This is a genomic window from Hymenobacter sublimis (genome assembly GCF_023101345.1).
Lineage (GTDB): Bacteria > Bacteroidota > Bacteroidia > Cytophagales > Hymenobacteraceae > Hymenobacter > Hymenobacter sublimis.
Genome location: NZ_CP095848.1, coordinates 3,972,212 through 3,991,874 on the forward strand (window position 1 = coordinate 3,972,212; position 19,663 = coordinate 3,991,874).

Annotated in this window: 18 protein-coding genes; 9 read left to right on the plus strand and 9 right to left on the minus strand. The window is 57.6% G+C overall.

Features of this window, described 5'->3' with window-relative positions; translation table 11 throughout:
• Window positions 1-160 precede the first annotated feature (160 nt).
• Complete coding sequence (kbl, locus tag MWH26_RS16655; protein ID WP_244698005.1) at window positions 161-1,408, minus strand: glycine C-acetyltransferase; 1,248 nt, start codon at window positions 1,406-1,408, stop codon at window positions 161-163.
• Window positions 1,409-1,966: 558 nt separating this feature from the next.
• Window positions 1,967-3,049, minus strand: coding sequence for a patatin-like phospholipase family protein (locus MWH26_RS16660; protein WP_247975158.1), 1,083 nt, complete (start codon window positions 3,047-3,049; stop codon window positions 1,967-1,969).
• Window positions 3,050-3,194: 145 nt separating this feature from the next.
• On the opposite strand from MWH26_RS16660, the gene MWH26_RS16665 reads away from it, so the two are divergent.
• Both MWH26_RS16665 and MWH26_RS16670 read left to right on the plus strand, forming a co-directional pair.
• Window positions 3,195-4,190, plus strand: coding sequence for an NAD-dependent epimerase/dehydratase family protein (locus MWH26_RS16665; RefSeq protein WP_247975159.1), 996 nt, complete (start codon window positions 3,195-3,197; stop codon window positions 4,188-4,190).
• Between the two features lie 345 nt (window positions 4,191-4,535).
• Complete coding sequence (locus MWH26_RS16670) at window positions 4,536-5,264, plus strand: DUF3891 family protein (RefSeq protein ID WP_247975160.1); 729 nt, start codon at window positions 4,536-4,538, stop codon at window positions 5,262-5,264.
• 387 nt (window positions 5,265-5,651) lie between these two features.
• On the opposite strand, the gene MWH26_RS16675 is transcribed toward MWH26_RS16670, so the two are convergent.
• Window positions 5,652-6,479 (minus strand): hypothetical protein, encoded by an 828-nt coding sequence (locus MWH26_RS16675; protein WP_247975161.1) that lies wholly within the window; start codon window positions 6,477-6,479, stop codon window positions 5,652-5,654.
• A gap of 139 nt (window positions 6,480-6,618) precedes the next feature.
• Here MWH26_RS16675 and MWH26_RS16680 point away from each other — a divergent pair, with 139 nt between their 5' ends.
• Entirely contained in the window at window positions 6,619-7,590 is a 972-nt protein-coding gene (locus tag MWH26_RS16680) for a YihY/virulence factor BrkB family protein (RefSeq protein ID WP_244698013.1), read from the plus strand.
• 193 nt (window positions 7,591-7,783) lie between these two features.
• Window positions 7,784-8,947 (plus strand): hypothetical protein, encoded by a 1,164-nt coding sequence (locus MWH26_RS16685; RefSeq protein ID WP_247975162.1) that lies wholly within the window; start codon window positions 7,784-7,786, stop codon window positions 8,945-8,947.
• A gap of 87 nt (window positions 8,948-9,034) precedes the next feature.
• Here the strand turns inward: MWH26_RS16685 and rlmN are convergent, their stop codons facing one another.
• Both rlmN and MWH26_RS16695 read right to left on the minus strand, forming a co-directional pair.
• Window positions 9,035-10,099 (minus strand): dual-specificity RNA methyltransferase RlmN, encoded by a 1,065-nt coding sequence (gene rlmN / locus MWH26_RS16690; RefSeq protein WP_373285712.1) that lies wholly within the window; start codon window positions 10,097-10,099, stop codon window positions 9,035-9,037.
• A gap of 347 nt (window positions 10,100-10,446) precedes the next feature.
• Entirely contained in the window at window positions 10,447-10,875 is a 429-nt protein-coding gene (locus MWH26_RS16695; protein ID WP_244698024.1) for a thioesterase family protein, read from the minus strand.
• A gap of 174 nt (window positions 10,876-11,049) precedes the next feature.
• Between MWH26_RS16695 and mnmC2 the strand changes: the two genes are divergently transcribed.
• The 5 genes from mnmC2 (at window position 11,050) to MWH26_RS16720 (ending at window position 14,420) form a co-directional block, all read left to right on the plus strand.
• Window positions 11,050-11,736 carry a tRNA (5-methylaminomethyl-2-thiouridine)(34)-methyltransferase MnmC2 gene (gene mnmC2 / locus MWH26_RS16700; RefSeq protein WP_247975163.1) on the plus strand — a complete coding sequence of 229 codons (687 nt, stop codon included), beginning with the start codon at window positions 11,050-11,052 and terminating at the stop codon, window positions 11,734-11,736.
• Window positions 11,737-11,752: 16 nt separating this feature from the next.
• Entirely contained in the window at window positions 11,753-12,301 is a 549-nt protein-coding gene (locus MWH26_RS16705) for a hypothetical protein (protein ID WP_247975164.1), read from the plus strand.
• A gap of 46 nt (window positions 12,302-12,347) precedes the next feature.
• Complete coding sequence (locus tag MWH26_RS16710) at window positions 12,348-13,568, plus strand: DUF2157 domain-containing protein (protein WP_247975165.1); 1,221 nt, start codon at window positions 12,348-12,350, stop codon at window positions 13,566-13,568.
• Window positions 13,565-14,158 carry a GDYXXLXY domain-containing protein gene (locus MWH26_RS16715; RefSeq protein WP_247975166.1) on the plus strand — a complete coding sequence of 198 codons (594 nt, stop codon included), beginning with the start codon at window positions 13,565-13,567 and terminating at the stop codon, window positions 14,156-14,158. Before MWH26_RS16710 ends, MWH26_RS16715 begins: the two co-directional genes overlap by 4 nt.
• Before the next feature lie 121 nt (window positions 14,159-14,279).
• The gene (locus MWH26_RS16720) at window positions 14,280-14,420 is read left to right on the plus strand and encodes a hypothetical protein (RefSeq protein ID WP_244698034.1); all 141 of its coding nucleotides are present in this window, start codon (window positions 14,280-14,282) and stop codon (window positions 14,418-14,420) included.
• Between the two features lie 93 nt (window positions 14,421-14,513).
• On the opposite strand, the gene MWH26_RS16725 is transcribed toward MWH26_RS16720, so the two are convergent.
• From MWH26_RS16725 to rimO, 4 genes are all read right to left on the minus strand, one after another.
• Entirely contained in the window at window positions 14,514-15,047 is a 534-nt protein-coding gene (locus tag MWH26_RS16725) for an ExbD/TolR family protein (RefSeq protein WP_247975167.1), read from the minus strand.
• A 611-nt stretch (window positions 15,048-15,658) separates the two neighbouring features.
• Window positions 15,659-16,234: a 5-formyltetrahydrofolate cyclo-ligase gene (locus MWH26_RS16730; RefSeq protein ID WP_247975168.1), complete on the minus strand. Its 576-nt coding sequence runs from the start codon at window positions 16,232-16,234 to the stop codon at window positions 15,659-15,661.
• Between the two features lie 85 nt (window positions 16,235-16,319).
• Window positions 16,320-17,912: a bacillithiol biosynthesis cysteine-adding enzyme BshC gene (gene bshC, locus MWH26_RS16735; RefSeq protein ID WP_247975169.1), complete on the minus strand. Its 1,593-nt coding sequence runs from the start codon at window positions 17,910-17,912 to the stop codon at window positions 16,320-16,322.
• Between the two features lie 310 nt (window positions 17,913-18,222).
• Complete coding sequence (gene rimO / locus MWH26_RS16740; protein WP_244698042.1) at window positions 18,223-19,536, minus strand: 30S ribosomal protein S12 methylthiotransferase RimO; 1,314 nt, start codon at window positions 19,534-19,536, stop codon at window positions 18,223-18,225.
• Window positions 19,537-19,663: the final 127 nt, after the last annotated feature.

Here is a 19,663-nt window from a genome sequence, read left to right on the forward strand (position 1 = left end):
GGCTGATTAATTCCTTTCTCGTAGTCATTAAAGCCCGTCATCCTGAACGGAACGAAGGACCTTACCAGGCCTGAATGAGTCGTTGGCTGACTGCTGTTCAGGCCTCATAAGGTCCTTCGCTCCGTTCAAGATGACGGACATAGATTGTATATAAGGATGCTTACGGCGTGTTTTGCACAACCTGGCCGGCTTCTGGCTGCTGGGCTGAGGGCTCTTTGATGGTGCCTAGCTCGCGGCCTACCTCGATGAAGGCATTGATGGCCTTGTCGAGGTGGGCGCGGGTGTGGGCGGCGCTGAGCTGTACCCGGATGCGGGCCTGACCTTTGGGCACTACCGGAAAGTAAAAGCCCACCACGTAAATACCTTTTTCCAGCATTTTAGCCGCGAAGTCCTGGCTAAGCTTGGCGTCATACAGCATGACGGGCACGATGGGGTGCTCACCAGGCTTGATGTCGAAGCCGGCTTCCGTCATTTTGGCGCGGAAGTACTTGGTGTTTTCTTCCAGCCGGTCGCGCAGCTCGGTGCTTTCCGTGAGCAGTTCCAGCACCCGCAGAGAAGCGCCCACGATGGCCGGAGCCAGCGTGTTGCTGAACAGGTAGGGGCGGCTGCGCTGGCGCAGCATGTCAATGATTTCTTTGCGGCCGGAGGTGAAGCCGCCCATGGCACCGCCCAGGGCTTTGCCCAGTGTGCCGGTAATGATATCTACGCGGCCCATGGCATTGCGGTACTCGTGGGTGCCGCGGCCAGTTTTGCCCAGGAAGCCCATGCTGTGGCACTCGTCAATCATTACCAAGGCCTCGTACTTATCGGCTAGGTCGCAGATCTGGTCGAGCTGGGCGATGGTGCCGTCCATGGAGAAGGAGCCGTCGGTGACGATGATGCGGTGGCGGGTGCCTTTGGCTACGGCATCCTGAAGTTGCTTTTCCAGGTCCTGCATGTCGTTGTGGGCGTAGCGGTAGCGCTGGGCCTTGCACAGGCGCACCCCATCAATGATGGAGGCGTGGTTCAGGGCATCACTGATAATGGCGTCCTGCTCGTTGAATAAAGGCTCGAACACGCCGCCGTTGGCATCGAAAGCCGCCGCGTACAGGATGGTATCCTCAGTGCCCAGAAACTCGGCCAGCTTTTGCTCCAGCTGCTTGTGAATATCCTGGGTGCCGCAGATAAAGCGCACCGACGACATGCCGTAACCGTGGGTATCAATGGCTTCCTTGGCCGCCCGCACTACCTCTGGGTGCGACGACAGCCCCAGGTAGTTGTTGGCGCAGAAGTTCAGCACTTCACCGGCCTCGGTGGTTTCAATTTCGGCGCCCTGGGGCGAGGTAATGACGCGCTCCTTTTTGTAGAGGCCTGCGTCCTTGATTTCCTGAAGCTGCTTTTCGAGGTCCGGCTGAAGGGTGGTGTACATCGGTGAATGGGTAAGTGAGTGACTGCGTGAGTGGGAGGTTAGACAAAGGTAACAGGACAATCGCGGCTGTCATTCCGAGCGAAGCGAGGAATCTGGGTTAGCCACTGATGAGTAACTCGGATTCCTTGCCTCGCTTGGAATGACAAGGTTACTTCAACGTAGAGCCGGGTACTGTCTTTGCCCTATTCGCACGGTTGTCACCCCGCCAACGCGTCGTCTGAAAAGACGAAGCCCTGGCAGGTGGATCTGCCGAGGCTTCAGGAAGTGGGTGATATGCACACCCTCAACCTAATCAGTTATGGGTAAGTGTGCGAAAAAGAAGGTGCCGATGGCCGGTCGGTTCCGCATGCTGCTGGAGCCGGGTTAAGCAATGGTAGTAGGAGCAATTCGGGCTGTAGTCAGCCACTAGCTCGGACATCCGTAGGATGGCGGCGGTTATAGTCCCGGCTCTCAAGTCGCCGTGTGTTTATTCGTAAAGTCTTCTGTCTGTCAGACACATGCAAACAATACGACTTTCGAAATCGAGTTATTCCGTGCTAGGCTTTTCTTCCATGCTGCCTACTGCTGCCGCCCGAAAAACGCTTGCACGCCTACCTTCCCGCTTTCCATCAGTTGCTGTTTTTGCACTTCGGAAATCCGCTTGATTTTTGGGTTGAAGCCCAATGTGTTGATGCTGATGGTGCGGGGCCAATCTTCGGGCTGAGTGGGGTTGAGGTTCTCCAGGGCCAGCGTGTACAGGGCGCCTACGTAGGACCCAAAGTCCTGGATGGGATAGGGCGCTAGCTGCTGCCGGCCACCGGGCTGGGTATCATAGGCAATCTGCTCGGCCCGGTCGAGGCGCAAACCTAGGGTTTCGGGGTTCACGGACGGAGCAGGGGTAACACCCGCAGTGGCCGTAGCCGCGCCGGCCGCCCAGTAGCGCGGGTGGTCGAACAGATCAATGGGATAATTTGCCAATAGGCCCCCATCTACTAGCACCTCTACTGCCTGGCCCTTGGCGGGACGGCGCACCACGCGGCCTTGTGTATCGAGCAGTACGGCCCGGAAGTAGAGCGGAATGCTCGTGCTGATGCGCACGGCATCGGCCACGCGCAGGTTGGGGTGGGTTTCGTAACTAAACACCTGCACGCGCTGGGTAGTGAGGTTGGTGCCAGTGGTGTACAGGTCACGGTAGCGGGCGGGTGCTTGCTGAACCAGAGCGTGCAGCTGGCCCAGGGTGAGGTCAGGGAGCTGGGTTTTGCGGCCGATTAGCTCGCTCATGTAGCGGGCAAACTCGTCGCCGCGGTACCAGCCGAACTGCCTGACGAGGCGGGTGCTGCCCCCAAAGAACAGCAGTCGCCCATCATTGAGGCGCTGCACCGGTGTGCTGTTCACAACCTCCCTGATTTCCTGGGCCGAGTAGCCCACTGCCAGCAGGGCCGCCTGAATGGCGCCGGCCGAAGTGCCGCCTACCCGTTGCAGCCCCGCCAGTACCCCGCGCCTCTCCAGTTCCAGCAGGGCTCCGCCGTAGGCAATGCCCCGGATGCCGCCGCCTTCCATCACCAGGTTGCGGTACACCACCGGGGTAGGCGCCTGGGCCAGGGCAGCAGACGAGAACAGAACCAGGCGGAGCAGAACGGACAGGAGCAGGTAGCGGCGCATAAACAGCAGAGTAGTTAGGCAGAGGATACTGAAAGGAGCCGACGGGTTGTCTTGGCTACTTTCCTTGCCGCGCCATCACCTGAGAACCGTTCAGCCCGGTTATCTTTGAGCCCCCATCCACCTCCTACCCTTCAACCACCCCCGAATGAACGCATCCAGCACTTCGGCCGCTACCCCCGGCGGCGACACCATCCTCGTTATCGGCGCCGGCGGACAGCTGGGCCTGGAGCTTACCCACGAGCTGCGCCAGATGTACGGCGCCTCCAACGTAGTAGCCGCCGACGTGCGCGCCCCCAAGGACGCGGAAACCGCTGAGGCTGGTCCATTTGAGCTGCTGGATGTGCTGGACAAGAACCGCCTAGAAGAAGTAGTGCGGCAGTACAAGCCCAAACAAGTGTACCATTTGGCGGCTCTGCTGTCGGCCACGGCCGAGAAGAACCCCAAGTTTGGCTGGCAGCTGAACATGGATGGCCTGTTTCATGTGTTAGACGCGGCCGTGGACCTGGGCGTAAAGCAGGTGTACTGGCCCTCGTCCATTGCTGTCTTCGGGCCCGATACGCCCCGCCAAAACACGCCCCAACTGACGGTAATGAACCCCAACACGGTGTACGGCATCAGCAAGCTGGCCGGGGAACAGTGGTGCGAGTGGTACTTCCGCAAGCACGGCTTGGATGTGCGCAGCCTGCGCTACCCCGGCCTCATTGGCTACAAAAGCTTGCCCGGCGGCGGCACTACCGACTACGCCGTGGACATCTACCACAAGGCCGTAGCAGGCCAGCAGTACGAGTGCTTCCTTTCGGAGGAAACCTACCTGCCCATGATGTACATGCCCGACGCGCTGAAGGCTACCCTGGACCTAATGCACGCCCCGGCCGACAGCATCAAAGTACGCAGCTCTTATAATTTGGGCGCCATGAGCTTCTGCCCCCGCGAAATTACGGCCAGCATTCAGCGCCACTACCCCGAGTTCCAGGTCAGCTACCAGCCCGATGCCCGCCAGCAGATTGCCGACTCCTGGCCCGCCAGCATCGACGACACCCAGGCCCGCCAGGACTGGGGCTGGCAGCCGCAGTTCGACCTGCACAAGATGACCGATGACATGCTGCTTCACCTGCGGCAGCCGGTAACAGCAGGCGTGTAAAGCCGGATTTCCGGCTTCTGCAGGGGCTGATGTTGACGCGGGTCGTTATGCGGCTCGCGTTTCCAGAGCGGCCACCAACCTAGTGTACCGCGAAGTTCTACTTCGCGACTTGATAGGATGACCCGACCAAGGGCATCGTTCTGATGGGTCGTGAAGTAGAATCTCGCGGTACATTAAGTTGGTGGCCTTAAGCAGACAGTAGCGGCACGTAAGCTGAAAGCCTGACGAGTAGTGTAGCACAGAGTTATCAGCCTCCCCCTCTATAAGAAAGAAATCGAGAGGAATAAGGTCCAACCTCTGCGCACCCTCTGCGTTTGCACCGAAACGCAACTACCTACCGCGCTTATGATTGTAAACCACGTACCGGCCGGCTGGCAGATTATCTACCAGCAAGCTCACGCCCTACTGGCGGCCCAGTTGCTACACCAGTGGCCCGCCTTTCTACCCTCCGACCAGTGGGTAGGCCTGCTGGCCGCCGCGGCCCAGCACGATGATGAGCAGCAGGACTGGAGCGGCCACTATGGTATCACGCCTGCCGGGGCTCCCGCTAATTTCACCATGAAGGAATTTTCGCTGGAGCAGGCCACCGGCGTAATGAAGGCTGCCCGCTTCCAGGGGCGCTGGCGTAGTTTGCTTACTAGCATGCACCTGAGCACTTTATACGAAAGCCTGCGCGGGCAAAAAAAGCAAATTGATACTTTTCTCGACGAGCAGCGGGCCAACCAGAAACGCTGGCTGCGAGAGTTGCACGTCAAGAAATCTGAGGCCGAGCAAGCCTATACCCTGCTGCATTGGTGCGACCGATTGAGCCTGATTCTGTGCCGACATGAAATTCCGGAAATGGGCCGCGCCGTCGAAATCCATACCGGCCCGGATGGCAAGCACTACGAGCTGCTCCAACCCGAGCCGGGTGGTCCCGTTCGGGTGCACCCTTGGCCATTTCAGACCAAACAATTCACTGTAAGCGTTGAGGCCCTGGTGCTGCACCAACTACAGTTCAAAGACGACGCCGAACTAGCTGCCGCCTTACACGAAGCTCCCATCGAAACCTTGCGCTGGGAGCTAATGCAATAGCCCCTTTGCAGGACGTATGCGCGCAATAAAGCCTTGCGAGTCCACATACGCGACCATTTACAGAAGCATCTAGCGTGCTGCTATTGCAGTAGCAACCAGTCGTCAGCACACCAGCTGGTTTGGCTCTGCACAACCGTTCACTACTGCTTCACCCTATCCATACGTTTCGGCATCGTAGCGCGAGCAGCCGGTTTCTACCCGTTTACTACCTCATCCTATCCGTACCTATTATCCTGAGTTCAAGCACAGGATCTTATCCTGCTAGAAGACGCTTTACTCTGCGACTTGCTCAGGCGTGATAAAGTCATTCGCTCAGAATAATGCAGAAAATGAGGAGGGTAATACCAGGTCTAAGGGCGCCTTTCGGCGAAAACGGCCGCCTAAACCCTATAGTTTGGTTACCGGTTTGGGGTCTTGCATAAGGCCGGTGGGCACCTCGTTGCGGGCCGAAAGGTGGGCCAAGCCGCGGCCGTCTTTGCCATCAGAGCGGTCGGTGGCAAGCAGGATGCTGCCGTAGCGCTGGTAACCGGTCCAGCGGCGGCGGAAGGCGGGCTGGGCATCGGTGGCCTTGGGGAAGTAGGCCCACTCTTCCACCAAATTGGTTTTGGGGTTGACGAGCACTTCGTACTTATTATCGGGCGTAACGCCCACATTTTTGAACGTCATGTTCAGCACCTCGGCGGGCGTACCGTCCATAAGCTGGCCCGCGCCTTTGTAGGTCAGCGTTACGCCGGAATCCTTGAGCTTGAAAGGCATCAGCAGCCACCAGGAGTTGTTCACCCAAATGGGGTACATCCGGCCCAGTAGCTTCGTGCCGTCGGGGGTAGCGGAAATGTCGCGGCCCGAGCGGTACACGCGCCCCTGCTTGGAGGTGAGATTGTAGAGGGCCACGGTGCTGTCCTTCTGCCAGCGGAAGTCACCGGTGTGCTTGTCCCAGAGCTGGTAGGAGCCATCCAGAAAATCCCAGCCCAGCAGGCGGGTTTGCTGCCAGGCCGAGTAGCCCCCCATTTGCGCCATTACCTTATCAGCCAGCGCCATAGCCTTGGCATCGGAGCCCGCCTGATCAAACCCCTCGGCCGCCGGGTAAGAAGCACCTTTGTTGGCTTTAAGCACGGGCATGGGTGAGGTAGCCGTGGCCGGGTTTCCGGCCGGGCTGCTTTGGCAGGCGGCTGTTGCGGCCAAGGAAGCCAGCAAAGCGAAACGAAGAATACGCATAGCAGAATGAAAATCAGCGGACAACAACGCCGGATGGCTCAGCTTCCTACGCAAATCAACGGTATTTGGCTAACACCACCGAACGCCGGGTCTGTCCTACCCGTACTACCTGCACCGACTTTCCCCGAAACCTTGCCTCATGGCCACGCACTACCGCTTTTCCGACATTATTGGTATCTTAAAGACTACCGCGAGCGAGTTTATGGTGAACAACTCCCTGCGTCACGCAGCGGCCCTGTCGTATTACACCATTTTCTCCCTGCCTCCGCTGCTGCTCATCGTCATTACGGTAGCCAGCTCCGTGTATGGTCATGATGCCGTAACGGGCCAGGTGTACGGGCAAATGAAGGGCTTGGTCGGGGCTGATTCCGCCAAGTTTCTGCAGGACAGCATTGCCGAGTTTACCAAGCAGCAAAAAGGTGGTATTGCTACTGCCATCGGAATTGGCACCCTGGTTTTTGCCGCTACTACCTTCTTCGTGACCTTGCAGGAAAGCATCAACGACATCTGGAATTTGCGGGTCAACACCGTAGGTATTGGCATTGGGCAGTTCATCAAGCAGCGCTTTCTTTCGTTTGGGCTTATTCTGAGCGTGGCCCTATTGCTGCTCGTTTCCTTTGTGATTAGTGCCGTACTCAGCGCCTTTACCGGCAAGTTGCAGCAGTGGTTTCCCGAAATTGGGGTGGTGGTTATCCGGTTAGTTGACTTCGCCTTGTCGCTGGGCGTCACAACCCTGCTGTTCGCCCTGATCTACCGCTTTCTGCCCGATGCCGTTATCCGGTGGCGCGACGTAGGCGTGGGAGCTTTCATTACGGCCCTGCTGTTCGTACTAGGCAAGTTTCTGATTGCCTTCTACATTGCTAAGGCGAATCCGGGCTCCGCTTTTGGGGCCGCCGGCTCGGCCATTGTTTTACTGGTGTGGGTGAACTACTCCTCGCTCATTATCTTTTTCGGGGCCGAGTTTACCCAGGAGTTTGCCGATGCCTTTGGCCAGAAAGTGCAGCCTAAGGCCCACGCCGTCCGCATTGAAACCCGCGAGGTGCCGGCGGGCGAAACCAAGGAAGAAATCAGCACCGGCCGCCCCCGCTCCGAGGGCCGCTGGAAGAACTAGAAAGTCTGATCTGCCTGTGCTAGTAACCCCCGAAGAATCCGCAGAGTTGTGGGTTTTTCGGGGGTTATTGGTTTTTAGCAGTCGCTAGATGGCCCTGAGAGGTCTATCAACTTCAACTATTTATAGAGGATAATGAATGAATATATAGGTAAAACAGTAGGTTTGATTCTCCTATTTTCTACACCCTACTTATATGTCTGGCGCACTAAAATTATTGGGAGCAGCCTGGTTGCTATTGTTCAGCTCGGCGGCTTACGCCCAGCAGCCAACCAGCCGTATTGTGGTCATCAGCCCCCTGGTTGGAGAAACCATTGACCGCAAAGAAAAAGCAATGTATGGCTTGTTTCCGTACTACTCGGCTGACAGCTTTGTGGAGGCTCACTTCGAGGAAAACGTAGCCCCTGACAGCACCATTAGCTTGTTTACGCGACTGCGCGACGGCCGCACTCTCATTAGATATTTCTCGCGCGCTGAAGTAGCTGCGGTACAGCAAAGTATAGAAAGCCGGGAGCAGGAGTTGGGCCGTACTCCTAGCGGGTCGGCCAATGCTACCACCCCAGGGAGTGCTGGCCCCAGTGAGGTGGTAGGAAAAAGCTACTCCGTAGAGTTAAGGTCTGGTACCAGCTTTATTGGTGTACTGGTAGCTAGCAGGCCCACGGAGTTGGAGTTTACTACCGCGGAGCTAGGCAAAGTGGTAATTCAACGAAATAATATCCGCCAGATAGTGGAGCTATCGGCCACTCAAGTCCAACGTGGTTACGAGTCGGTAGGCAATGGTACCCGACTATTTTTCGCTCCCACGGCCCGCAATCTGCGTCGGGGCGAGGGCTACGTGCAAAACATTGATATTTTCTTACTTGGGGCGAACTATGGCGTCACTGACCACTTCTCCGTCGGTCTGTTGGTGCCCATCATTCCCGGCTTTGGCGCGGGCCTGTTGGCAATAACTCCAAAGGTTAGCATACCCGTGAGCGAGAAATTTCACTTGGGCGCGGGAGTGCTTTATGCTCGTGCTTTTGGGTTATTTAGCAGTGGTGGCGGCGGCGCTGGGGTGGGATACGGAGTAGCTACAGTAGGCTCCGCTGACAATAATGCCACTTTGGGCCTAGGATACGGCTTCGCCGATGCAGATGAAGGCGCGCCAGTAGTGATGCTGGGCGGCACTACCCGCATCTCCCGCCGTTTCTCGCTGCTAAACGAAACGTATATTTTTGGAGAAGACTTCGTGGGTTTAATAGGCGCCCGGGTAGCGGCCTCGCGCGTGAGTGGTAGCTTAGGTTTTTTGTACGGAGTAAACGGGGGTAGAATTTATCCGGCCTATGCAGAAGTAGCTTACCGATTCGGACGAGTGAAGTAGGAAAAAGCGCTACTGAAGTCGAGGGCTTTTTGCACTTCTCGGCTAATATGAAACGCACTACAACTGTAAACAGGTAGGCGGGTTGCTCTATGCCTCTGCTTTTTCTTTTACGGCCAGCTGTCCGCAGGCGGCATCAATGTCCTTACCGCGGGAGCGGCGCACGTTGGTTTGCACACCCCGGTCGGCCAGGTACTTGTGGAAGGCCATCAGCTTATCGTCGGCGGTGTTGACGTAGTCGGCGTTTTCGATGGGGTTGTACTCGATGAGGTTCACCTTGCAGGGAATCCACTTTGAAATCTGGAACAGCTCCTCGGCGTCCTGCAGCGTGTCGTTGAAGCTCTCAAACACAATGTACTCGTAGGTCACCTTGCGGCCCGTTACCTGGTGGTAGTGTTTGAGCGCATCCTTCAGCGAGGCCAGGGAGTTGGCTTCGTTGATAGGCATGATTTCGTTGCGCTTGGCATCGTTCGGGGCGTGCAGGGAGAGGGCCAGGTTAGCCTTCACGCCGTCGTCGGCCAGCTTTTTTATCATCTTGGCAATACCGGCGGTGCTGACGGTGATGCGGCGCGGGGCCATGTTCAGGCCGTCAGGGGCCGTGATGCGCTCAATGCTTTTCACCACGTTGGCGTAGTTCAATAGCGGCTCGCCCATGCCCATGTACACGATGTTGGTGAGCGGCGTACCGTACTGGGCCTCACACTGCTCCCGAATGCGCACTACCTGATCGTAGATTTCGGCCGCATCAAGGTTGCGCTTGCGCTCCATGTAGCCGGTAGCGCAGAACTTGCACGTCAGGGAGCAGCCCACCTGCGAGCTAATGCAGGCGGTCATGCGCGTGTCGTGCGGGATGAGCACGCCCTCCACAATGTTGCCATCGTGCAAGCGGAAAGCCGATTTGATGGTGCCGTCGTTGGAAAGCTGGGAGTTTTGCACTTGCACGCCGTTGATGACAAAGTGCCGGGCCAACAGTTCGCGCGTGGCCAAGGAAATGTTGTTCATTTCCTCGAACGAGCCGGCTGTATTCTTCCACAGCCACTCCAGTACCTGCTTGGCCCGGAACGGTTTTTCACCGTGCTCCACCATAAAGGCCTTGAGCTCGTCGGGGGTGAGTTTGCGAATATCGCGCTTCGAAACTACGGGCAGGTCAATCATCATAACGGCAAAGATACAAGGCAGAAAGCCGAAGGTGTACGCCTTCTCTTCCAGAACACTGCTTAACCCGCTGAACATGAAAAAAGTGCCGACTACTCAAGTGCTGAAGCGGTGAAATGGTGAGTTGATGCACTGTCATGGCGAGGAGGCACGACGAAGCCATCCGTCCTCTCTTTGTGACCAGCCTAATAACCTGGCAAGCCCTTGGCGCTAACACAGTCGTCGAGGGCTTGTCGCATTTCAGGGAGTAGTAGGTTGAGCGGGAAGGATGGCATCAACACTAGCTTGATGCGCCACCTGCTCGCCAGGGCGCTTCACTTAATCACTCAATGCGTCAACTCACTACATCACTCACCGCGCAGCCGGGCGGCGTATTCTTCGCTGAGGGGTAGCAGCTGGCGGGTGTTGTAGTTGAAGCCGAGCATGCCGGTTTTAGCCCGGGCAATTTCGCGACCGGTTTGATTTTTTACCCAGTACACGAGGTCGAAGCCGTACTTATTGAGGTCGGTGGCGGCCATCTGAATGTGAAGAATGTCGCCCTGAAATCCTTCGCCCTTGTACTCAATGGCCACATCGGCCATGATATGACCCAGGCCCGTAGTGGGGTCGTACTCTGCGTGGCCTAAGTGGCGCAGAAACTGCACCCGGGCCTCGTGCAGGATGCTCAGCAGGGCATCGTTGCCGAGGTGAGCCCCATAGTTGAGGTCGGTGATACGGATGGGAATTTCGATGGTAAGCAAGTAGGAATCGGGAAGCTGGACTTTTACGCGGGCCATAATGGGGAAAGGAAAACAGGGTGAAGGTGCGGCGGCCTACCTAAGGGGAGGCTGTTACTGCCAGTTACGGCGCCGCGGCAGTACTACCGCCACAATAACAAACGCAGTATATTAGCCAAACGCCGCCTTACTTTTTGGGAGTGTTCCTGCCTTTCTGCCCTCTCTTTCGTTTCCATGTCTACGCCCTACGTTGAAGTTCGCGCTACCGCCGATGGCTCCAGCACCCTGTACGTACCCGCGCTTAATGAGCACTACCACAGCACGCACGGGGCCCTGCAAGAGGCTCGACACGTGTACCTAGCAGCGGGTCTAGAGCCGGCTTTGGCCGCCAGTACCACGCTGGTATGGGTGCTGGAAATCGGGTTTGGCACCGGCCTGAACGCCCTGCTGACTCTGGAGCGTAGCCTCAGCACTAACTGCACCATCTTCTACGATACCATTGAGAAGTTTCCGCTGCCGTGGGAGGTAGTAAGCCAGCTGAACACGGAAAACTACCTTTCCGGCCCCGAGCTGCTCGACTACCAGCACCAATTGCACGCCGCCACCTGGAACCGGCCTATCGACCTGACGCCCAATTTCAAGCTGCTCAAGCGTTCTGGGGAACTTCAAGCCACAGCCCTACCTCAGGATACCTATCAGGTGATTTATTTTGATGCCTTCGCCCCCGAAAAGCAGCCAGACATGTGGACCGACGAGGTGTTCGCGCAACTCTACCAGGCCACCGCGCCCGGCGGCGTGCTGGTGAGCTACTGCGCCAAAGGCTCCTTTAAGCGCAGTCTCAAGGCGGCCGGCTGGTTAGTCGAAAAAATTCCCGGCCCGCCCGGCAAGCGCGAAATGACTCGGGCCTGGAAAGTGAGGTAACCTATCTGTAGATGTTATGAAGCTTAATCGTCGTTTGAACCAACTCACCGAAGCCGATTACCGGCACCTGTTGATTAACTATCGGCGCTACACCGATTTCAACTTGCTGGGCCTGTTTCGCAGTTTGCTTGAGAGTGAGAAGCTGAATCTGGAGCAGCAAATTTGCCTGCGCGATGCGGCCACGGAAGTTTTTCCGAGGTTCTACGAGTTTCTACAGCTGAAAGACCCAGCCACATTTTTTCGTCTTAGCACCCTGGGGCAAGAGCTAAACATAGCCGATGAGCGGGCCGCGTGGGAGGAAATCGGCCGAACGCAACAGCGCATACTAACGGAGAAGCGTATCCGGCACCGCAATTTTGGCACGTACTCCAAGCATAACTGCGGTTACGACACTTGCCCTCTCAATGGTGTGATGATTCGACAAGGAACGCGCATTGCGGAAGGTGTTATGAAATTCAACACTGACAGGCGGATTTGCTACGGTGGCCACTTCGACCACCGAGCGGAGCAGCGCCGCCGGGAGCGAAAAGCCTGGGCCAACCAGCGGAACTACCTGGAGGAATAACAAGGTGCCGGTTTACTTCCTGCATCCTGCGTAAGTTGCCTCTACTATGAGTCGCAAACTGTTAGAAACCGACGGGCAGGAATGGGTGCAAAAGGGTATTATCACGGAGACGCAGCGGGAGCAGCTGCTCGCCCTTTACCCCATTGATACGGCTGCTATTGGCCTGCTACCCCTACTGGGCAGCCTACTAGTTGGCCTGAGTGCCCTGAGCGTAGTAGCGGCCAACTGGCAAGGCTTGCCGGAGCTGGTACGGCTGGGGCTGCTGCTCGGGGCTTTGTGCGGGGCCTACGCCGGGGGCGAGTATTTCCGGCGGCGCGGCAACGACAACCTGGGCATGGGCCTGTTGGCCTTGGGGCTAATTCTATTCGGGGCCAGTATTGTGCTGACCAGCCAGCTTTACCAACTGATCGGCTACGACCTCACGGGCTTGCTAGCCTGGGCCGTGGCGGGCATGGGCCTAACGTGGCTGTACCGCAGCCGCCTGCTGTTCCTGATGACGGCCATTATCAGCGGCATTGTGCAGGGCTACAACACAGGACAGCTCGGGGCCTTCAGCTACCTCACGGCCGCGGGCACGGCGTTGGGCCTGGGCTACTACTGGTGGCGCCGCCCCGATGCCCTGCTAGGCGGAGTGCTGGCCACGGGCTTGCTCTGGCAGGCCGCTCTGCTCATCAGTCATTTGCACGTAAAAATCACCTGGTTTTTTATTCCCGCCATGCTGGTGTATGCCTTCGGCGACTGGCAGCCCGACCGGCCGGCGGGGCGGGCCTTGCAGGGCCCCCCGCTGGTAGCGGCTTTCCTGTTCACCCTGGGGCTGGCCTTGTTTGGCGAATCGGATTTTTACGCCGGGCAGCTGCGGGCGCCGCTGCTACCTTACGTGGCGGCTTTGGGCAGCGTGCTGGCGCTTTCGGTGCTGGGCAAGCGGCGGCGGGGCCGCCTGGGCAGCCTCACCGACTGGTTACTGCTACTGCCGGGGTTTTACTTTACCGGCGGGCTGGCTTTAGCCGTGGCCACGCTGGTAGTGCTCTATGCCTACTCTGGGGCGGTACTGCTGCGGGCCCACCAGGAGCAAAATCAGGACCGCGTGACTCTAGGCACTGTTCTGTTTATCCTGACCACGGCTGTGGCGTACTTTAAGCTGACTTGGGGCTTTATTGACAAGTCGGTGTTTTTCCTGCTGGGGGGACTACTGCTACTGGGGCTGAGCTGGTGGCTGCGGCGCCGCGCGGCCCGCACTTTTTCCTCATCAAGCCCTACCAAGCCATGAGCCACCCTACTCCTACTGCGGCGCACTCTGCCGCTCCTTCCCTCCAAGGAAGCACAACGCCCCTACTGGAACTGTCGGAGGGTAGCCGGCGGCGCGGAATGCGGTGGCTGGTGCTGGCTCAGGTGGTGTTCGTGTTAGGGGTAGCTGCTGCTGGCTACGCTACTGCCGCTCTGGGGCGCACCGTGGTGCTGCGCACCCGACCCGTAGACCCACGCGACCTGCTGTACGGCGACTACGTAAACCTGCGCTACCATGTGAGCGAGCTGCCCGGCAGCCTGTGGCGGGGCTCAGCCATGCCCCGCCGCCACGATGCAGCCTACGTACTGCTAGAGCCCCAACCTGATGGCACCTACGAAGCCACCGGCCTTTTTCCCGAGAAGCCCGCCACAGTGGGGCGCCAAGCCGTGCTGCGGGGCTCCGTGCAGGATGTATGGCGGCGCGGCATTCGGTTGCGCTACGGCCTAGAGCGGTATTACGTGCCCGAGGACATGGGCCGGAAACTAGAGCAGCGCCAGAGCCTGCGGGTGCAAGTCAGCATAGCCCCCTGGGGGCAAGCCCGCATCACCAAGGTTGAAACGAGCCCGGAATAGTACCCTCCACTATTCATATATTACCTTGCTTTATTATATTGCTGACCTAAAGTCGCGCTATCATTCTTCCTACCCTACCTACCCTATTGCATGTTGCTGTATCCATTCCATTTTCTACCGCATGAAAGTCAACCTATCCAACTTGTCCGTGGTGCTGGCCGCTCAGCGCCAGGCTACTCAGCCTAAGGCTACCCGTAAAAAAACTACGACCTCTGCCGAGCCTACGCTTCATTCCGTAGCCCCAACTACCCTCAAAAAGTAAAGCAACATCGCCCGGACCTATATGTAGGTTCGGGCGATGTTGCTTTAAGGTTATGCTAGACAATCAGTTCAAAAGGCGCTCAGTAGGCGCTGGCTACAGATTACTGCTGCGGAGCAAATCCTCATCGGCCCGCTCCATTTCTACCAGGGCATATTTTTTCTGGTCTGTGATGTTCATTTCATCCAGGGCATCTATCAGGTCATGATATTTGGCACCCTCGCTGGTTTTAATCAGAATTACAGGGGCAGGCTGCTGGCGTTGGCGTTTTAGAAGTACTTGGCGCAGGCCAGCATCACTAAAATTGGTGGTGTACAGAGTAGGGCGCGGCTCGTTGGGCGTACCTGCTGGCGTGTTCAGCCCGAAAAAGTAATGCACTTGGCTGTTCTTGCCCAAAATCAAGGTCAATGCCTTTTTCGTTGGCACTGCGGAATCAGGCTCATCAACATCCGGCTTTACGGGCATGGCCAAGTCCATTACCGTCGGCTTGTTAAAGGTAGTTGTCAGCATGAAGAAGGTAAGCAGCAGAAAAGCCAAGTCGACCATGGGTGTCATGTCGAGACGAAAGGCAATTTTCTTCGCGCGGGGTTTGCCGCCACGGGTTACGGGTGATGCTTGAATCTCGGCCATAACAGAGTAGTGATTGAGTGGATAAGGTTGTATTCAGTTAACGCTATACTGCTGCGCGTTATTGTCAGCTCCACAGGCAGGCTGCTTTTCACACGTACCCATTGCGCTTCTTACTTCGCTACCTTGCTGTATAGTGGCCAACCTGGCGGCACTTCAGATGACCCGTTTCTTGTACTCTTTCGCCACGGCGTTAGCCGTTTGGCTGGTGCTGTGGCTGACGCTTGTTGGTCCACGTTTGCTTTGGCAGCCCACCCTCGATGTACAGATGCATAACACCTACTTTCTTGTGGGCAGTTATGCTAGTCAACTGTGCTCTTTTCTGCTCCTGCTGCTTTTCACATTGCTCCTCCATTTCATCCGGCGGCAGGTAGTTAAAAGCGCAACGGTGGCTTTAGCTTGTAGCGTTGGTAGCGCTCTGCTGCTCTTCAGGTGGGCAATGCTCAGTTATTTCCATCCTGCTTCTTGGCTGCTGCAAACCGCCCAAACAACTGCTCCTGCGGTAAGCCGCTTAGTGAAGGCGGGGTGGGTAGTGCAAGCATTTTTGCTTGGAGTCGTAATCTGGTCGGGCATAACCTTTTGGCGCCTCCATCGCTCTCGGTAGTTACTTTCACCTACGTAAATCGCCACACTCGCTCCGGCGTGAGGCAGGCGTGCAGGCGCGTATCGCCTTCCCAAACGTCCAGGATGCGGGGCACGGGTGGCTCCAGGCCTACCCCAATCCGTAGCGCGTCGGGGCGGCATTCCAGCAGAAATCGGTCGTAGAAGCCTTTGCCGTAGCCCACGCGGTGGCCGGTTTCGTCGAAGGCCAGCAGGGGAATCAGTACGGCATCAAGCTGGGCCGGCTGCACTTCTTCGGCCCCAACCGGCTCCGAGATTCCCCAGCGGTTAGTGCGTAGCTGCGTCTCGGGCGTAAGATGATGATGGCGCAGCGTTTGACCGTCGGACTGGACTACCGGCACGGCTATCCGTAACGTCGGCAGCTCAGCCCACAGCTGCCGAAGTAACGGCCACGTATCGGGCTCCTGCTGCCGAGGAATAGGTAGGAATACATGCAGCCACTGCCAGGCTTGCAGGGGAAATGCTTGACGTAGCTGCTGCCACAGCGCTTCGCTACGGCGGGCCAACTCCTGCGGGGGTAACTCGCGGCGGCGTGCTAGGGCCTCGCGGCGGAGGTCGGCTTTCAGCATGGCTCACTTGCTTTTTACAGGGAACGGCCCGCTTCAACATGAGGCGGGTCGTTGGAAATACTCTCTGTTTCGGGCCAGTTCAACCCTACTCCTCTTCCAACACCGTAAACTCCAGAGCCAGCGGGTCGAAAGCTTCCACCAGCTGCTGAATAAACTGCGGGTTGTTAATCAGGATGCTCAGCACGTTGTCGGTGCGCTCCTGCAGGTGGCCGCCGGGCATGAGCTTGTCTTTGAGGGCCGTGAGCTGATTGTAGGCCGTTTCGTGCTTGGCTTCGGCGGCTTTGCTCAAGCGCTTCTCCAGCCCCGCTACGATGCCCGTTACCTTTTGCTGCTCGGCGGCTACCGTTTTCACTAGCGTGGGGTCGAGGCGCTGGGCCAGGGCCGACACGGCTTGGAAGGCAGCGGCTAGCTGCTTTTGTTGCTCCTGCAGGCTGACTTCTTCTTGCCCCAACGTGGCACCTACTTGTTTTTTCAGCTCCGGCAGCGGCCGGAAAATGTCCGTGGAGGTCAAGCCCAGCTTGCGCAATTTGCCGGCGCTAGCCTTGCCCACGTACTGGGCCGAGTTGCGGGGTAGCAGAATGGGAAAGGGCACGCCATTTTCTTCAAACACCCCTTTTAGTTGAAACCAGTACGCTACTTCGGCCCCGCCGCCAATGTAGCAGAGGTTGGGTAGCAACAGTTCCTGGTAGAGTGGGCGCAGTACTACATTGGGGCTGAACTGCTCCGGGTGCTGCCGCACCAGCTCCAACAGCTCGGCCTGGCTGTGGCAACGCTCTGTATTGCGTACCGTAATCTGGGCGCAGTCCTGGGCAGCATCGTACTCCAGCCGCTCCCGCTTGCCGGTGTCGGTGAGGAAGAACAGGTTAAGCGGGCGCGAGTACACCTGGGGCTTGTAGCCGGCCGCTTCCAGCCGGGCGTTGGCCTGCTGTACGGCGCGGTGAGAAGCCTGCGCCTCAACTTCTTTTTCGAGCACGGGTACCAACGCTTGCTTCAGGGCTGGCGTATCGGCATCCAGGCTTACCAGACCCAGCTCGCCGAATAGGTCGTGGGTGAGTCGGCGGGTAGCGGCGGCTAAGGTGTCGGCTTCTTCGTACGCCTGGCGAAATAGGGCCGGCACATCGGCGGGCAAATGGTCGAGCAAGGCTTCCTTCATACCGTCCAGCTTCAGCCGGCCTACCGGCCCACCGGTTTCGGCGGCGTTCCATTCGTACTTTTTGCCGAACAGGTTAAAGTGGTTGATTTCAGCGAAATCGTGGTCCTCCGTAGCCATCCAGTACAGGGGCACGAAGTCGTACTGCGGATATTTTTCCTTGAGCTGCCGACTCAATTTCACTGCCGTAACAATCTTGTACACAAAGTACAAGGGCCCAGTGAGCAGGTTGAGCTGGTGGCCGGTAGTGACGGTGAACGTCGTTTCCTGGCGGAGCAAGTCGAGGTTGGCTTGCACGGCGGGATGCACGGTAGGTAGCGTAGCGTACTGCGCCCGCAAGGCGTCTACCAGCCGTTGCCGCGCCTCGGGCGTATAGGAAGCGCGCTTTTCCTCTATCTGCGCCGCAAATTCATCGAGGGCCGGGAAGCGGTGATAAAACGGAGCCAGGGCTTCGTGCCGGGCCAGGTAATCGGTCAGCAGGGAAGAAAACGCGCCGGTATCGGCGTAACGTAGGGTCGTGACGGACATACGGAGGGAGAAATATTCGGCTATAACCGGCCAGCGTCCACAAAGTAACTGGCAATTTCCCGGACCCGCAGATTTTAGCCCTGTCGACTCCCCGCTGGCGGCACTTTTAAGCAGTCCCGAACCCTGTTTACTGCAAAACCCAAAGCGTATCCACGTTTAGAATCAGGGCGCGCCCTTGCAGCAGACGGGAGAGAATACTAGCGTGCTATGCTACCCGATAAGCTGCACCCTCACTGCTTGCAAAGCGGATACAAAAAACCCCACCCCAGCATGCTGGGGTAGGGTTTCAGATAAGAAGCTCTCAAATTTTCTAGATCAGCTTGCCATACAGGTCAAAGTCAGACGCCTCGGTTATCTGCACTTGGGCGAAGTCGCCGAGGCGCACGTAGGTGTCTTTGGTGGCAGGCACCAGCACTTCGTTATCTACTTCAGGCGAATCGAACTGGGTCCGACCCACGAAGTAGCCACTTTCCTTCCGGTCGAAGAGAACTTTATGGGTCTGGCCTACTTTTTCCTCGTTCAGCTCCATGGAAATCCCCTGCTGCAGCTCCATGATCTGGTCGGCACGGTGCTGCTTTTCCTCGGCGGGCACGTTGTCCTCGAGGGTGTAGGAGTGGGTGTTGTCCTCGTGGGAATACGTGAAGATGCCCAGGCGGTCAAAGCGAGTATCCTCCACGAAACGGTACAGCTCCTCGAAGTCCTGCTGGGTTTCGCCGGGGTGGCCGGCAATAAGGGTCGTGCGCAGGGCAATGTCGGGCACGCGCTGGCGGATGGTGTCCACTAGCTCCACGGTGCGGCGCTTGCTGATGCCCCGTCGCATGGTTTTCAGCATGTTATCGGAAACGTGCTGCAGGGGCATATCCAAGTACTTGCAGATGTTCTCCCGCTCGTTCATCACGTCTAGGGCATCCATGGGGAACTGGGAGGGGTAGGCGTACTGCAGCCGGATCCAGTCGATGCCGTTTACATCGGAAAGGTGGCGCATCAGGTCGGCTAGCTTCCGTTCGCCGTAGTGCTGCAGGCCGTAGTAGGTCAAATCTTGGGCAATCAGAATCAACTCCTTCGTACCCATGGAAGCCAAGCGCTTCGCTTCCTTCACGAGGTCCTCGATGGGGCGGTCCTGGTGCTTGCCGCGCATGAGCGGAATGGCGCAGAACGAGCACGGACGGTTACAGCCTTCGGCAATCTTGAAGTAGGCGTAGTGGGCGGGGGTCGTCAGCAGCCGCTCACCCACCAGCTCGTGCTTGTAGTCGGCTTCCAGCTTTTTCATCAGTTGGGGCAATTCCAGGGTGCCGAAGTAGGCATCCACCTGCGGAATTTCCTTTTCCAGGTCATCCTTGTAGCGCTGCGACAGGCAGCCCGTCACGTAGAGTTTTTCCAGGCGGCCGGCTTCCTTCTCGTCGGCGTAGCGCAGAATAGTGTCAATGCTCTCCTGCTTGGCGTTGTCAATAAAGCCGCAGGTGTTGATAATGACGATGTTGGCGTCGCTCGTGTCGGCTTCGTGCGTTACCTCAAACTGGTTGGCGCGGAGCTGGCCCATCATCACCTCCGAATCGACGAGGTTTTTGGAGCAGCCCAGGGTAATAACGTTGACTTTATTGGCCTGTTGGCTTCTTACTTTCATAGAGTGTAGCGCGAAGTTTTGCTTCGCGAATCAGTGAACAGGCGGCCGGACAAGACTTTCTAGCTGAGAAAGTTGCCCGCTACGGCCCGTAGGGAAAATCGGACCGCAAAGGTACGCAGCCCGCAAC

Excerpts from the sequence above, each read along its gene's own strand:
- rimO (WP_244698042.1), bottom strand. The coding sequence starts at position 19,536 with ATGAAAGTAAGAAGCCAACAGGCCAATAAAGTCAACGTTATTACCCTG.
- bshC (WP_247975169.1), bottom strand. The coding sequence starts at position 17,912 with ATGTCCGTCACGACCCTACGTTACGCCGATACCGGCGCGTTTTCTTCC.
- MWH26_RS16660 (WP_247975158.1), bottom strand. The coding sequence starts at position 3,049 with ATGCGCCGCTACCTGCTCCTGTCCGTTCTGCTCCGCCTGGTTCTGTTC.
- MWH26_RS16675 (WP_247975161.1), bottom strand. The coding sequence starts at position 6,479 with ATGCGTATTCTTCGTTTCGCTTTGCTGGCTTCCTTGGCCGCAACAGCC.
- MWH26_RS16725 (WP_247975167.1), bottom strand. The coding sequence starts at position 15,047 with ATGGCCGAGATTCAAGCATCACCCGTAACCCGTGGCGGCAAACCCCGC.
- MWH26_RS16680 (WP_244698013.1), top strand. The coding sequence starts at position 6,619 with ATGGCCACGCACTACCGCTTTTCCGACATTATTGGTATCTTAAAGACT.
- MWH26_RS16665 (WP_247975159.1), top strand. The coding sequence starts at position 3,195 with ATGAACGCATCCAGCACTTCGGCCGCTACCCCCGGCGGCGACACCATC.
- MWH26_RS16720 (WP_244698034.1), top strand. The coding sequence starts at position 14,280 with ATGAAAGTCAACCTATCCAACTTGTCCGTGGTGCTGGCCGCTCAGCGC.
- kbl (WP_244698005.1), bottom strand. The coding sequence starts at position 1,408 with ATGTACACCACCCTTCAGCCGGACCTCGAAAAGCAGCTTCAGGAAATC.
- MWH26_RS16705 (WP_247975164.1), top strand. The coding sequence starts at position 11,753 with ATGAAGCTTAATCGTCGTTTGAACCAACTCACCGAAGCCGATTACCGG.
- MWH26_RS16730 (WP_247975168.1), bottom strand. The coding sequence starts at position 16,234 with ATGCTGAAAGCCGACCTCCGCCGCGAGGCCCTAGCACGCCGCCGCGAG.
- MWH26_RS16685 (WP_247975162.1), top strand. The coding sequence starts at position 7,784 with ATGTCTGGCGCACTAAAATTATTGGGAGCAGCCTGGTTGCTATTGTTC.
- rlmN (WP_373285712.1), bottom strand. The coding sequence starts at position 10,099 with ATGATTGACCTGCCCGTAGTTTCGAAGCGCGATATTCGCAAACTCACC.
- MWH26_RS16715 (WP_247975166.1), top strand. The coding sequence starts at position 13,565 with ATGAGCCACCCTACTCCTACTGCGGCGCACTCTGCCGCTCCTTCCCTC.
- MWH26_RS16710 (WP_247975165.1), top strand. The coding sequence starts at position 12,348 with ATGAGTCGCAAACTGTTAGAAACCGACGGGCAGGAATGGGTGCAAAAG.
- mnmC2 (WP_247975163.1), top strand. The coding sequence starts at position 11,050 with ATGTCTACGCCCTACGTTGAAGTTCGCGCTACCGCCGATGGCTCCAGC.
- MWH26_RS16695 (WP_244698024.1), bottom strand. The coding sequence starts at position 10,875 with ATGGCCCGCGTAAAAGTCCAGCTTCCCGATTCCTACTTGCTTACCATC.
- MWH26_RS16670 (WP_247975160.1), top strand. The coding sequence starts at position 4,536 with ATGATTGTAAACCACGTACCGGCCGGCTGGCAGATTATCTACCAGCAA.